Annotated in this window: 12 protein-coding genes; 11 read left to right on the forward strand and 1 reads right to left on the reverse strand. The window is 39.3% G+C overall.

The window, feature by feature from the left end:
• From ACT3CD_RS11720 to ACT3CD_RS11760, 9 genes are all read left to right on the forward strand, one after another.
• Positions 1 to 226: hypothetical protein (locus tag ACT3CD_RS11720; protein WP_444645818.1), on the forward strand; the 226-nt coding region annotated here is incomplete at its 5' end.
• A gap of 260 nt (positions 227 to 486) precedes the next feature.
• The gene (locus tag ACT3CD_RS11725) at positions 487 to 984 is read left to right on the forward strand and encodes a hypothetical protein (RefSeq protein WP_444645819.1); all 498 of its coding nucleotides are present in this window, start codon (positions 487 to 489) and stop codon (positions 982 to 984) included.
• Positions 981 to 1,502, forward strand: coding sequence for a hypothetical protein (locus ACT3CD_RS11730; protein ID WP_444645820.1), 522 nt, complete (start codon positions 981 to 983; stop codon positions 1,500 to 1,502). The genes ACT3CD_RS11725 and ACT3CD_RS11730 overlap by 4 nt, the downstream gene beginning before the upstream one ends.
• Positions 1,503 to 1,662: 160 nt before the next feature.
• Entirely contained in the window at positions 1,663 to 1,968 is a 306-nt protein-coding gene (locus ACT3CD_RS11735) for a nucleotidyltransferase family protein (protein ID WP_444645821.1), read from the forward strand.
• A complete protein-coding gene (locus tag ACT3CD_RS11740; protein WP_444645822.1) occupies positions 1,958 to 2,290 on the forward strand; it encodes a HepT-like ribonuclease domain-containing protein in 333 nt (110 codons plus the stop codon). The genes ACT3CD_RS11735 and ACT3CD_RS11740 overlap by 11 nt, the downstream gene beginning before the upstream one ends.
• A 452-nt stretch (positions 2,291 to 2,742) precedes the next feature.
• Positions 2,743 to 5,322: an HD domain-containing protein gene (locus ACT3CD_RS11745; protein WP_444645823.1), complete on the forward strand. Its 2,580-nt coding sequence runs from the start codon at positions 2,743 to 2,745 to the stop codon at positions 5,320 to 5,322.
• A 791-nt stretch (positions 5,323 to 6,113) separates the two neighbouring features.
• On the forward strand, positions 6,114 to 9,563 hold the full coding sequence (gene ileS, locus ACT3CD_RS11750; protein WP_444645824.1) for an isoleucine--tRNA ligase: 3,450 nt from the start codon (positions 6,114 to 6,116) through the stop codon (positions 9,561 to 9,563).
• 24 nt (positions 9,564 to 9,587) lie between these two features.
• Positions 9,588 to 9,965: a TraR/DksA family transcriptional regulator gene (locus tag ACT3CD_RS11755; RefSeq protein ID WP_444645825.1), complete on the forward strand. Its 378-nt coding sequence runs from the start codon at positions 9,588 to 9,590 to the stop codon at positions 9,963 to 9,965.
• 111 nt (positions 9,966 to 10,076) lie between these two features.
• On the forward strand, positions 10,077 to 10,697 hold the full coding sequence (locus tag ACT3CD_RS11760) for a lipoprotein signal peptidase (protein ID WP_444645826.1): 621 nt from the start codon (positions 10,077 to 10,079) through the stop codon (positions 10,695 to 10,697).
• Between the two features lie 799 nt (positions 10,698 to 11,496).
• Here ACT3CD_RS11760 and ACT3CD_RS11765 read toward each other — a convergent pair.
• Positions 11,497 to 11,958 (reverse strand): DUF4293 domain-containing protein, encoded by a 462-nt coding sequence (locus tag ACT3CD_RS11765; RefSeq protein ID WP_444645827.1) that lies wholly within the window; start codon positions 11,956 to 11,958, stop codon positions 11,497 to 11,499.
• 290 nt (positions 11,959 to 12,248) lie between these two features.
• On the opposite strand from ACT3CD_RS11765, the gene ACT3CD_RS11770 reads away from it, so the two are divergent.
• Positions 12,249 to 13,124, forward strand: a complete 876-nt coding sequence (locus ACT3CD_RS11770) for a nucleoside phosphorylase (protein WP_444645828.1) — start codon at positions 12,249 to 12,251, stop codon at positions 13,122 to 13,124.
• A gap of 207 nt (positions 13,125 to 13,331) precedes the next feature.
• Positions 13,332 to 14,198 carry a transglutaminase-like domain-containing protein gene (locus ACT3CD_RS11775; protein WP_444645829.1) on the forward strand — a complete coding sequence of 289 codons (867 nt, stop codon included), beginning with the start codon at positions 13,332 to 13,334 and terminating at the stop codon, positions 14,196 to 14,198.
• Positions 14,199 to 14,219 lie beyond the last annotated feature (21 nt).

A 14,219-nucleotide genomic window follows, 5' to 3' on the forward strand; every position in this document is an offset into this window, starting at 1 on the left:
GGATGGCTCTGCACAAGTGCCGGATGGCTCTGCACAAGTGCCGGATGGCTCTGCACAAGTGCCGGATGGCTCTGCACAAGTGCCGGATGGCTCTGCACACGTGCCGCATGATTCTGCACAAGTGCCGGATGGCTCTGCACAAGTGCCGGATGATTCTGCACAAGTGCCGGATGATTCTGCTCAAGAGCAGAATGGTTCTGCGCAAGGGGGTTTCAAAAATGAGTGATCATTGTAACTTGAACTTAAAAATCAGCATCTCATTGTCTTAGAATATGCCGTTAGGACAATACGATACGTAACCTCATATTCTTTAAATTTTTAAGGGAGGTGTCTTGTTGGTTACAGCATATAAAGCCCTCCCGAAGACTTATCTGTTTAAATTATTGTTACATTAGTCCTACAAATAACACATGACAAAGCAAATATAACTTTACCGTAAGTGAGGTTATTGAATAGTTGTGGAGCATTAAAAGAAGACAAACTGAATTGACTAGAATAATCAAAATAGCGACAATTTTAATTCAAGTTGGACTGACAATCGGAACGACTTTTATTCTGTATATGCTATTTGCAATGTTCGACTACCAAGGCGGATTTGCAAATTTCGTTGGACTGACATTATTCCAACCAATTTTAGCAATTTTATTCTCTATATTGACAGTAATAGTCTGCGGATTTGTTGGACTTCCAATCCGTCTTAATAACGGACTGAATACTTGGTGGAGAACTCATTTCTATGTTCCAGTTTTAATCGGACTTTTAGGTTTAGTTGCATGTGCAATTTCTTTAATGCCAGGATTTGTGGAAGAAATAACATATCGAATTGATGGAGTGGATATGACCGAAACAGTTCCAAACCAAATTCTTTCCATTTCAGGTTGGTTTTTAGTGGCGATTGGAACTTTGCACGTATATCCACCTAAATTTATTCAAGACAAAATTGAAAACCTTTTGACTAATAAATCTGTCTGGCCTTCAAAATGAAACATATTCAAAAAATATTTGAGTGGATCACCTTACTGTTCTTTGGAATTGCAATCTACGCAATGACAATTGGACAAACTGTTCCAATAGAGTTCATTGATTGGCATCATATGCATTTTTTCTACGACATAATTCTACAAGGACTTCCAATTGCAATTTTGCTGACTCTCGCTTGGACTTTAAAGAAGGACAGACCAAAGAAAACAAATATTGCTATCGGAATTTTGACACCAATAATAGCAGGAGTAATGTTTTTCGGAATAGTATTCCTAATGTTTTCATACGGATTTGGGGCTTGGGTCGATGAACAAATAATTTATGAGAATAGGGAAAATCCTAACGTGACAATTAACCAGCAATTATGGGATATTGGTGCATTTGGTTACGGTGGACAAAGAACAGTGAAGTTAACGCCAATTTTAGGACTTTGGAATTGGGCAGAACAAATAGATACAGCTGAAATTAAAAAAGAAAATTGGACTTTAGTTCAAAAACAGGGAGCCATAAATTTTCCGTAAAAATAAAAACGACACCACAACAATGGCTCATACGCTCATACGCAATAGGCTTTCCGCAGGCGCAACACAAGCCAACGCTTTATAGCCGTAACGTTGTAACCAATTGAATCTGCACTTGCATAAGTACATTCGCAAATGTAAATTTGTACAAAATATTGATATGCAAAGATTAATAATAGACAATATAGATAAAATCAAAACATTATGTATGATTCATAATGTTAGGACTTTATTCGCTTTTGGTTCGGTATGCACAGATAAATTCAATGACAGAAGCGATATAGATTTACTAATTTCCTTTATGCCCATGGATTATGGAGATTATGCGGATACTTATTTTGATTTGGCTGATAAATTTGAGAACTTATTTCATAGACCTGTTGATTTAGTTACTGAAAAATCATTATCAAATCCCTATTTCATTAATTCAATTAATCAAACTAAGACTTTGCTTTATGGATCTTGAACTTAAGAAATATTTGTTTGATATTCAGGAGTCGATTGATTCTATTGAAAATTTTCTTGGCGGAAAGCGTGATTTTAATGTTTATAGTACTGATAAAATGTTACGAAGAGCTGTCGAGAGGGAATTTGAAATTATTGGTGAGGCAATGGGTCGGATTGAAGAACTGGATTCAACTTTAAATATTTCAAGTAAAAAACAGATTATTAGTATGCGTAATCGAGTAATTCATGGGTATGATAAAATTGATAATGAGATTATTTGGGGAACAATATTAAGACATTTACCTACTTTGAAAATTGAGATTCAGAATTTACTTAAATAAAATCAACTGGTTACAATATGTTAGGAGTATGAGCACTCGGTACGACCCAACGATTACTCCAGGTTGAACTACATCCCGGTAGAACTACAAATAAATACTATGGACCTTTTGTCGTTTTTTTATGTTTTTGAGAATAATGCCCATGCTTTCATTGTGCTGCATTAAACGCTTTGTGTTTAAAAATAGAGAGCATCTTGTAACTCAAAAGTTGAAAATTGTCCCTTCTTTGGCTTAAAACCAATTCTTTAGACAATACAATATGTAACCTCATATTCTTGAAATTTTTAAGGGAGGTGTCTTGTTGGTTACAGCATCTAAAGCCCTCCCGAAGACTTATCTGTTTAAATAATTGTTACATTAGTCCTACAAATAACATATGACAAAGCAAATATAACTTTACCGCAAGTGGGGTTACTGAATAGTTAGCATCAATTAAACCTTGAATTTACCATATGGAAGATTATAAACGAACAAGTATTTGGCAGAATACTTTAGGAATAAAAGATGATATATCTAATTCCGAAAAAATTGAAGAACTTAGAAGTGCGTTTGTCTCTTTTAGAAAGAATACTTCTGTCCTCGTTTCAAGAATTTCTTCAATTCTGCCAGGTCTAACCCAACATGAAATTTCTCATTTAGACTCTCTTTGGGATACAGCTTCTTTAATTGTTGGAGAAAACTATAACCTAAACTCTTTAGAAGGTTTCGTACTTGGTGGTGCTATTTTAATTCATGATTCAGCTCTTTGCTTTGAAGCATATGAAAATGGACAAGAAGGAATAAGGAAAACTCATCAGTGGAAAGACGCTTTTGCTGAATTACAATTATACACGAATAATTATGAGCTTGATGAATTAAAAAGTCAGGCTGACTTTACGGCACTTAGAGAACTTCACGCGATTCAAGCAGAATCATTACTTGAAAGATCTTGGAAAGATCCTGATAATGGACAAGAACTTTATCTTCTAGAAAACCAAGCATTAAGAAAACATTTAGGAAAATTAATTGGTCAAATTGCTTCTAGTCACCATTGGGATATTGAGCAAATAGCAACTAAACTTTCTTACCAACAAAATTCACTTCCTAATTTTCCAAGAGAATGGAGAATAGACCCTGTTAAGATTGCTTGTATTCTTAGATGTGCGGATGCAGCACACCTTGACAATCTGAGGGCTCCCGATTTTCTATATGCTCTAATAAAAAGAAATGGTATTTCCTTTAATCATTGGCAAGCTCAAAATAGAATTTCGAAAGTAGACATTGATCAATCTGATCCAAATAAAGAGACGCTTCTTTTTACTTCAACTATTGATTTTAAAGAAGATGATTCTGCTTCTTGGTTTGTTGCCTATGATGCGATATGTCTTGTCGAGAAAGAAATACGTTCATGTAATACATTGCTATCCCAAAGAGATAAGAGCCTAACCTTTAAAGTAAAAAAAGTAAAAGGAGTTGAATCACCGGAACAATTGTCAGAATTCATAAAAGTTGATAATTGGAAGCCTTGTTCTGCACAAGTCCATGTCGGAAATATTGAAAGACTAATAGATAATTTAGGTGGTGAAATGCTATATGGTACAGGTTCAGATTTATTGGGTATAACCATAAGGGAGCTAATTCAAAACTCTAGAGATGCGATTTATGCTAGGTCTTTTGTAGAAAATCAATTTGAAGGTAAGGTCACTATTAAAATTGAAAAAACTGTTAATGATACATTTCTAATAGTTGAAGATAATGGTATAGGAATGTCAGAAAGAGTACTTACAGGACCACTTTTAGATTTTGGAACGAGCTTTTGGACTTCTAGCTTAATTAAAAGTGAATTCCCAGGGTTACGTTCTTCAGGATTTAAATCTATCGGTAAATTCGGCATAGGGTTTTATTCTATTTTTATGATTGCTGATTCTGTCTTTGTAGAATCAAGAAACTGGAAAGACGGATTATCTGAAATTCATCAACTGAAATTCAAAGAAGGATTTACTCTTAGACCAATACTAAAAAAAGGATTCATTGAAGGTTTCCATTCATCTGTTTCAACAAGAGTTAAATTGAAGCTCAAACCTTCGATTCTTTCTGATGATTTGATGATTGAAATTAAAACTAACCGTATGGGGTCTAAAAATTTCAAAGTCCCCTTTTCTTCTTATTTATCAGCTTTATTTGCTGGTCTTGATGTTAAAGTACATTTTAAAGATAAGGATGAAGCTGAATCGAAAATACACTCCCCTATAAATAGTCCAGATTTTGATAAAAATGAATGGTTAAGCACCATTAGCTTTTTAGATTATAGAATACTTTCTCAGAATAAAGAATATATAAGTAAAAATATTGACCGACTCAAACCAATAATTGAAGATAGTAAGCAGTTTGGTTTTGCAGCTATAAGTACTACTTTAAGTAATGAACAGAACTTTCTTAGTGTCTCAACAGTTGGTGGGTTAGCTCATTCTGTGCATAATAGGAATAGTGATTATTTTGTTGGTTACATTGATTTTAAAGCAAAATCGGCAAAAAGAGAAGTTGGAGACTTTGCAGGTCAAGAGACTAGTATTCTGGGTTGGGCAAATGACCAATTGAAAGACTTATTGAAATTAAATTTAAACCCAATTGAAAGATATAGTGCGGCTTCTTCCCTATGTCATTTTAAGGTAGATCCTACGGAACTAGCAATGATTTTGGTCTTAATAAACAAACAACAAGTGTTTTACACATTTGATCAGCTAGCTGACTTATCATTGAGCTCAGATATAGCTTTTCTTGAATCAGGTTTTGGTGGGCATATAGAAACTAATCATAGCATCCTTGATTTGCCAAATTATGCTTTGATAAGACCATTAAGTAACAGTTCATTTTTAAGCTTAAAGTTTGATGACGGAAATAAGCCCGAAGAAAACAACAGTATATTTGACTGTCTATATCGAAAAATTTTATCCAAAGGATATGATATTAAAATAGATAAAGTAATGAATATTGGCAGAAATTCTTTTAGTCAGAGTATTAATGCGGTAGTAGTTTCTGCTAAGATGAAATAACTGATGCCAATATATAGGAGTATGAGCGGTCGGCACGACCCAGCGATTACTCTAGGTTGAAGGACATCCCGGTAGAGCTACAACTGAATTAATTGTTTCAGCAGGTTCGGACGGAAGATTTGAAACGGAGGACGACATTAAATCGGAATAAAAAACGTTTTACAACACTTAAGCATCGTTTTTGGCTTTTGGCCAAATATGTGCTCAATGTTGAATTAAACCCGATTGCAATGGTACTCCTTATATAATGTGGAATCGATTTTTGAGGTTTGTTCTCCATACCAACATTCGGGATTCATCCGGTGGTATTGGTCCGTTTTTTCTCCAGGGCATACTTTGCTTCTGGTAAAAGAGGCGTTGGATGGTGTAAAACTAATCGGACTTTACAGATAACCACCAATAGCCCTGAAAGGGCGTAAGCAACAGCATAGGGTAACGCCCTATGTATATGAGCAACCATATAACATAGCCCTGTAAGGGCGTAAGCCAAACAGTTATACAAATCAGCCGCACTCTAACCAGTGCCTCTCCATAAACCAGGTGGTTTGAAATATAAAGTTCAAAACATAAGTTTTGCCAGGTCATAAAGATCAAGGCGTTTGCTTTTTGTAACCGACCTTTTTTATGGCAAGCCCGACTAAGTCGTTGACTTTATTGGTAAATATGATTTACTCAGTCGGTTTTTGGCGTCGGTAGCCGCATTTAAGGCCGCCATAATATTTCTTGTTTTTCAGGCTTCCAAAGTCTATATTTGTACGTTTTTTTAAAGAGGATAAAAACGACAATTTACAATGAACAAGAAATTTCCTGAATATAAGGGATTGGACCTTTCTCTTGTTAACAAAGAGGTACTTAAAAAATGGTCGGAGCAACATACGTTTGAGCAAAGTCTGAAATCGCGTGAGGGACACCCTTCATTCATCTTTTATGAAGGACCCCCGTCGGCCAATGGCATGCCCGGAATACACCATGTGATGGCCCGTACCATTAAAGATGCCATTTGTCGTTTTAAAACTCAAAAGGGTTATCTGGTGCATCGTAAGGCCGGATGGGATACCCATGGTTTACCTGTTGAGTTGGGTGTGGAGAAGGCGCTTGGTATCACCAAAGAGGATATTGGTAAAACAATTTCTGTGGCCGAATACAATATGACCTGCCGTAAGGATGTCATGAAGTACACCGACGTGTGGAAAGATGTGACCGAAAAGATGGGCTATTGGGTGGATATGGAAAATCCCTATATCACTTATGATAACCGCTACATCGAAACCCTGTGGTGGATGCTCAAAAGGTTATTTGATAAAGGCCTGCTATATAAGGGATACACCATACAGCCCTATTCACCGGCTGCCGGGACGGGTTTGAGTACCCATGAACTAAATCAGCCCGGATGCTATCGCGATGTAAAAGATACGACCTGTACCGCTCAGTTCAAAGTGATCAGGAATAGCGACTCAGAGTTTCTGTTTAATGACGTCAGCACTGACTTGTATTTTCTGGCATGGACTACCACACCATGGACGTTACCATCCAATACCGCTTTGGCTGTGGGTGCCAATATTACCTATGTTAAGGTACGCTCATTCAACCCTTATTCCGGCGAGCCGGTTACCGTTATTGTGGCCAAAGATCTGGTTGGCGCTTATTTTAATGAGAAAAATGCCGGTCTGAAACTTGAGGCGTATGTGCCGGGTGATAAAAAAATTCCTTTTCAGGTTTTTGACGAATTTAAAGGCAGTCAGTTAAAAGGACTTGCCTACGAGCAATTGATACCATGGATTAAACCCATGGGCGACGCATTCAGAGTTATTACCGGTGATTTTATCACAACGTCGGATGGTACCGGCATTGTCCATATAGCACCGACCTTTGGTGCCGATGACGACAGGGCGGCCAAGGTTGCAGGTATTGCACCTCTGATTTTGATTGACCGTGAAGGTAAGCGACAGCCAATGGTCGACCGCACTGGTAAATTTTTCCTCATAAAAGATCTTGATGCCGATTTTGTTAAAAATCAGGTGGATGTTAAAGCCTATGGAGAGTATGCCGGCCGTTTCGTGAAAAATGCTTACGACGAGAAGCTCACCGATGCCGATGCTTCGCTTGATATCGATTTGTCGGTTATGCTGAAAAAGGAAAATAAAGCCTTCAGAGTCGAGAAGCATGTTCACAATTATCCGCATTGCTGGCGTACAGATAAGCCTGTGTTGTATTACCCGCTTGATAGCTGGTTTATTAAAACGACGGCGCTTCGTGATCGTATGATCGCCTTAAATAACACCATCAACTGGAAGCCCGAAAGTACCGGTTCCGGTCGGTTTGGCAAATGGCTCGAAAATCTTGTGGACTGGAATCTCAGTCGTTCCCGTTACTGGGGCACGCCACTGCCAATTTGGAGGGCCGAAGATGGTTCTGCTCAAATATGCATCGGCTCGGTTGCCGAGTTGTACCGGGAAGTGGAAAAAGCCGTTGCAGCCGGTGTGATGGATAAAAATCCGTTGGCCGGATTTGTGGAAGGCGATAACAGCAAGGCCAATTACGAAAAATTTGACTTGCACCGTCCTTTTGTTGATGATATTATTTTGGTGTCTGACGATGGCAGGCTAATGTATCGCGAACCCGACCTGATTGATGTTTGGTTCGATTCAGGTGCTATGCCTTATGCACAGATGCATTTTCCTTTTGAACAGCCCGATGCCGATATTGACAATGCGGCCTCGTCCATCCCTTTCCCGGCCGATTTTATTGCTGAAGGTGTGGATCAGACGCGTGGCTGGTTTTTTACCCTGCATGCGTTGTCAACCATGTTGTTCGATTCGGTGGCTTTCAAAAATATTATATCCAATGGTTTGGTTCTCGATAAGAAAGGGAATAAAATGTCCAAACGATTGGGCAATGCTGTTGATCCGTTCTCTGTTATTGAAGAGTATGGCTCCGACCCGTTGAGGTGGTACATGATGACCAATTCGCAACCATGGGATAACCTGAAATTCGATATCTCAGGTATTGATGAGGTGAAAAGGAAATTTTTTGGGACGCTGTATAACACCTATTCTTTCTTCTCGTTGTATGCCAATGTTGATGGGTTTACCGGACAGGAACCACAGGTGCCTGTGTCTCAACGACCCGAAATAGACCGTTGGGTGATTTCTTTGCTCAATAGCCTGGTGAAAGACGTGGTAAATGCTTACGAGAGCTATGAACCAACGCGTGCCGGCAGAGCCATTCAGGAGTTTGTTACAGAAAATCTGAGTAACTGGTATGTGCGGCTGAATCGTAAGCGTTTTTGGGGCGGTGGTATGACACCCGATAAACTGGCAGCTTATCAGACCTTATATCAGTGTCTCGAAACCGTGGCTCAACTGGGAGCGCCCATTGCTCCTTTTTATATGGACCGTTTGTATACTGATTTAAATTTGGTATCAGGTTTGCATTCCGAATCGTCGGTTCACATCGGGACCATGCCTGAGTGTGACGATGCTTTGATTAATAAGGATCTGGAGGAACGGATGGCTTATGCTCAGCAGATTTCTTCAATGGTGCTGGCATTGCGTCGTAAGGTGAGCATCAAGGTGCGGCAGCCGCTTCAGAAAATTATGGTGCCGGTGTTAAATCAAACATTCGAGGATCAGCTGGAGGCGGTTAAAGATCTGATTTTGGCCGAGGTTAATGTAAAGGAATTAGAATATCTGAAAGACGATGGCGGCGTTTTAGTGAAGAAAATTAAGCCTAATTTTAAAACCCTTGGACCGAAATACAGTAAACTGATGAAATTAATCGCCGCAGCTGTTAATAACATGACTGCCGATGATATAAAAGTGTTTGAGCGTGACGAACGGTTTCCTGTCAATATCAATGGCGAGGAGATTGTGTTGCTGTTGGAGGATGTTGAAATTTTGAGCGAGGATATTCCCGGTTGGCTGGTGGCGAACGATGGCCGTATTACTGTGGCTTTGGATATCACCATTACCGACCAACTGCGTGAAGAAGGCGTGGCGCGTGAACTGATAAATCGCATCCAGAATATTCGAAAAGATAGTGGATTGGATGTGACAGATAAAATTAGCTTGCAGATACAGAAGCATGCGGCCATTAACAGCGCTGTGACGAAGTATTCCGATTACATAGGAACGCAGGTGTTGGCGCAGGAAATTAAGCTGGTGGATAAGTGTGGGGAAAAGGCAATTTCTGTTGAACTGGATGCTGATTTGGTGACATATATTTTTATTGAAAAGAGTTAATAGTATTCCTTAATACCAAGTATTATGAGCGAAAAGACCAGATATTCAGATGCTGAACTCCAGGAGTTCAAAGAATTGATTCTCCAAAAACTTGATAAAGCCCGAAAGGATTACGAGTTGTTGAAGAATACTATCACGATGGAGGATGGTAATGATACCCAGGACACTTCGCCTACATTTAAAGTGCTGGAAGAAGGTGCTTCTGTATTATCGAAGGAAGAAGCCGGTAAACTGGCTCAGCGCCAGCAAAAGTTTATTCAGCATTTGCAGGCTGCGCTGATCCGTATCGAAAATAAGACGTATGGTATTTGCCGTGAAACAGGACGGCTTATCCCCAAAGAGCGGCTTAGGGCGGTTCCTCATGCAACATTGAGCATTGATGCTAAGTTAAATCAGAAGTAAGCATTTTATCGTGTTTTATCTTTTGCTATCAACACGTTTATTAAGTGCTTGAAGGGTCTTGTGCGTTTTTTATTATTCCACGAGCCCTTTTTATTTTTAAAACTTTTCGTGATGAACAAGTTATCCAAATCATTGATTATCATTTTAGCCGTTTTATTAATTGACCAGGGACTGAAAATTTGGATCAAAACCAATATGATGCTTGGTCAGGAATATCATATCTTCGATTGGTTTATTATTCATTTTGTTGAGAATAACGGGATGGCTTTTGGTATGGAACTGTCCGGTAAGTTTGGAAAGGTGGTTCTCAGTGTTTTTCGTATCGTGGCGGTATTTGGTATCGGCTGGTATCTTTATAAAATTGCGAAAGATGAGAAATCGTCAATGGGCCTCATTGTGTGTGTCAGCATGATATTGGCCGGCGCTTTGGGTAATATTATCGACAGCGCTTTTTATGGTTTGTTGTTTGATGCCAGCTATGGTAATGTGGCTGCCTTTTTACCCGATGGGGGAGGTTACGCCCCATTTTTGCATGGTAAAGTGGTCGATATGTTCTATTTTCCACTGTGGAAAGGTTTTTATCCCGATTGGCTGCCATGGGTTGGTGGCGAACGTTTTATCTTTTTCCGGCCTGTGTTTAATGTGGCCGATGCTTCTATTTCGGTGGGAATTATGATCTTGCTTATTTTTCAAAAGAAGTTTTTACCCCATCCCGCTGTGGAGGTGGAATAAAGTGTCGAGCTGACTTCGAAACCTTGTTTCAACGATTGTATAATGACGGAATGTATTGGGTCGTTTTAATGGCTCAATGTTATTCCGTCTTTTTTATGTCTGATAATTATTGGTGTTAGGTTGAAATTTAGAGATGTGATTTAAACCCGGATTTAAGGTGGGTATTCTGAGTTTTAAGGGATATTGGGGTTGTTTTCCGCCTCCGGAAATATTCGTTAAGGAAATTACTTGCAGTGGCAGTATTTTAATAAATTGAATTTTTCTACGTTCGGTATTGTTGCAAACAAGTTTGCATACTGCACTTTCAGTGCGTGAAAATGAACAAATGTAACGCAGTAGCCGCACTTTCCAGATAACCACCAATAGCCCTGAAAGGGCGTAAGCAACAGCATAGGGCAACGCCCTGTGTATCTGAGCGACCATATAACAAAGCCCTGTAAGGGCGTAAACCAAACAGTTATACAAACGTAACGAAGGCGTTGACTTTATAGACAAACACTAATTAGCGGCTGCCCATAAACCAGGTGTTTGAACTATAAAGTTCAAATTCAAGGCTTGCGAAGTCATAAAAATCAAGGCGTTTACTTTCCGTAAACAACTGTTTTTATGACAAGCATAATGCAGAAGTTGGCTTTTATAGACAAACATTATTTAGAGGCTGTCCATAAACCAGGTGTTTGAACTATAAAGTTCAAATTCAAGGCTTGCGAAGTCATAAAAATCAAGGCGTTTACTTTTCGTAAACAACTGTTTTTATGACAAGCATAACGCAGAAGTTGGCTTTATAGACAAACACTAATTAGCGGATTCGATCCAGACTTTTCACCAATGCCTCATCTTTCCCTATTGCACGAATGGCTAGTATTACGAGAATGATGGCTATGAGAGGCAGTACTATTGCCGGCGTGTAACTGACTTCGGCTGCCAGTTCTTTTGCACCTGCCTTGCCAAAATAGAATATCAGCCCTGATAACCCGGCCAATAGTCCCAATGAGAGGCCGGCTATTCGTATCTGTAACAACCTTTTTTTAAACATAAAAATAGTTATCACAATTAAAAGGACTGTCATACAGAGGAGAATGGTTAGCGCACTGGCTGGCATTACAGGAGCTGCCGGTGTTGAAGCGACTTCTTCGATGCCGGAATAGATCAGTTTGTAGGTGGCTGTTTCCGAAGCCAGATTGGCCATGTTGATGAAAAACAGATCACCGGTTAAAAAGAGTGCTAACAGTAAATATACGGTTTGAATACGTTGTATCATAGTTGAAATTTTGCACAAAAATAACAAGATTTTTGCGGTTGTGAAACTAAGATTTGCATATCTCTTTAAAAAGACGGTTTTGCTCTGGATATCAGTTGTTAATAGACTGTTGATAATTAATTTCTTGTATTTCCATATATTTTTTGTTATTTTGAATACGTTTATTCACAATAATGTGGTGCTGTGGTAGTTGTTCCTGTTGGAATCTCATTTTATTCAGGCTGTGGTATGAGCATAAAACCGGCCCGGATATTGGTGAATAGAAATTTTATTAGTGTTAAATAACTTGTATGAAACCTATTGCGAATTCTGAATTGATAATTAATCCCGATGGTTCTGTATTCCATCTTCATATAAAACCCGGACAATTGGCATCACGGGTCATTTTGGTGGGTGACCCCGGTCGGGTTGATATGGTCGCCGGCTTTATGAGCCGTATCGATTACAGCGGTTATAACCGGGAGTTTGTGTGGAAAACAGGCGTCTTTAATGAGGTCGCTTTCACTGTTTTATCGACAGGTATCGGTACCGATAATATCGATATTGTCATGAACGAGCTGGATGCATTGGTTAATATTGATTTTGAAACGCGGCTGCCAAAGGCTGAGCACACTACGCTTACCATTGTTCGTGTGGGTACATCCGGTTCTTTACAGGAGGATTTGCCGGTCGACAGTTGGGTGTTAAGCGAGAAAGCCATTGGTTTCGATGGGTTGCTGAATTTTTATGATGGCCGGGATGGCGTGGCTGACCTGGGGTTTGAAAAGGCATTTGTTGATCATACCGGTTGGATTAAGTCGCTGCATGCCCCTTATGTTGTTAATGCCGATGACGATTTGGTCAAACGACTGGAAGGAGCGCCGGTTATTAAAGGCGTGAACATTTCTGCGCCGGGTTTTTACGGTCCGCAAGGTCGGGTGCTTCGTTTGCCTTTAGCAATGCCGGATTTGAATTCAGCGGTGACTGCGTTTAGGTATAACAACTATCGAATTACCAATTATGAGATGGAGTGTTCCGCAATATATGGTCTCTCGGCTTTGTTAGGACATAAGGCGGTTACCGTTTGTGTTATTATAGCCAACCGTTGGCAGGGCACTTATAGTAAGGACTATAAAAAAGTGGTTAAGCAGTTGGTCGGTTATGTTTTTCAGGCACTCTCAAAATAGAGTCTGTTCATAAACTAAGTGTTTGAAATATAAAAGTTCAAATACAAGGCTTGCCCGGTTTGATAACTGTGAGTTTACAGTCCTAAATGACCTTATTGAAGATAACCTTAACGCAGAAGTTGGACCTTTTTTATCAAGCATCAAATAAAAGAATGAAAAACAATTGTTTTTTTGCATTCATTAATCTTGATATAGCTAACCAATCCTATGGATAAAAAGAAGATTCAGGCATTAATAACTTTGTTGGATGATCCAAATCAAGAGATCTTCAGTGCGGTGGAGGGAGAATTGCTGAAAGAAGAAGTGGTGATTGTGCCGGAGCTTGAAAGGGCCTGGGAGATGACTATGGATGCAGGGTATCAGCGACGCCTGGAAAATTTGATTCACACCTTGCAGTTTCGAAATGTTAAAGGTGAGTTGCGAAACTGGCTGGTTTCATCTGATGATTTGTTGTATGGTGCTTATCTGGTGTCCAAATACCAGTATCCGGAGTTGCAGTATGAAGATGTCAATGCCAAGCTGACAAAAATTAAAACGGATGTCTGGTTGGAGTTGAATGATCATTTAACGGCGCTTGAGAAAGTCCGGATCATTAATCATATCATGTTTGATGTTTATGGATATGCCCGCAATAAAACCAATTTTATGGCTGCGCAGAACTCTCTTGTCTGCGATGTGCTTGATACCCGAAAGGGAAATCCTATTTCTTTATCGGTTATTTATTCGGTAGTGGCGCAAAGGCTTGGATTACCTGTATTTGGCGTTAATTTACCCAAAAATTTTATACTGGCTTATATGGACGATGGCATCGATTTGGTGCATTCCAAAAATGGTGTTGAGGGCTCGGTTTTGTTTTATATTAACCCCATTAACAAAGGAGCTGTATTAGGCCGTAAGGAAATTGAATTTTTTATCCGACAGCAAAAGCTTGATTTGTTGGAATCCTATTTTTTGCCTTGCCACAATCGGGAGATTGTCCGGCGAATGCTTAATAATTTGCTGTATGCCTACGAAACGGCTGGTCAGATTGATAAGACCAATGAAATAAGGGAACTGTTATCCATTTTTTCTTAGCCGAGCTGATTGGTGTCACCT

The sequence above is a fragment of the Geofilum sp. OHC36d9 genome (genome assembly GCF_052400685.1).
Classification (GTDB): Bacteria; Bacteroidota; Bacteroidia; order Bacteroidales; family Marinilabiliaceae; genus CAZHHH01.

Bases quoted from the DNA above. Each gene is read 5' to 3' on its own strand.
- ACT3CD_RS11730 (WP_444645820.1), top strand. From the start codon at position 981: ATGAAACATATTCAAAAAATATTTGAGTGGATCACCTTACTGTTCTTT.
- ACT3CD_RS11735 (WP_444645821.1), top strand. From the start codon at position 1,663: ATGCAAAGATTAATAATAGACAATATAGATAAAATCAAAACATTATGT.
- ACT3CD_RS11740 (WP_444645822.1), top strand. From the start codon at position 1,958: ATGGATCTTGAACTTAAGAAATATTTGTTTGATATTCAGGAGTCGATT.
- ACT3CD_RS11745 (WP_444645823.1), top strand. From the start codon at position 2,743: ATGGAAGATTATAAACGAACAAGTATTTGGCAGAATACTTTAGGAATA.
- ileS (WP_444645824.1), top strand. From the start codon at position 6,114: ATGAACAAGAAATTTCCTGAATATAAGGGATTGGACCTTTCTCTTGTT.
- ACT3CD_RS11755 (WP_444645825.1), top strand. From the start codon at position 9,588: ATGAGCGAAAAGACCAGATATTCAGATGCTGAACTCCAGGAGTTCAAA.
- ACT3CD_RS11760 (WP_444645826.1), top strand. From the start codon at position 10,077: ATGAACAAGTTATCCAAATCATTGATTATCATTTTAGCCGTTTTATTA.
- ACT3CD_RS11765 (WP_444645827.1), bottom strand. From the start codon at position 11,958: ATGATACAACGTATTCAAACCGTATATTTACTGTTAGCACTCTTTTTA.
- ACT3CD_RS11770 (WP_444645828.1), top strand. From the start codon at position 12,249: ATGAAACCTATTGCGAATTCTGAATTGATAATTAATCCCGATGGTTCT.
- ACT3CD_RS11775 (WP_444645829.1), top strand. From the start codon at position 13,332: ATGGATAAAAAGAAGATTCAGGCATTAATAACTTTGTTGGATGATCCA.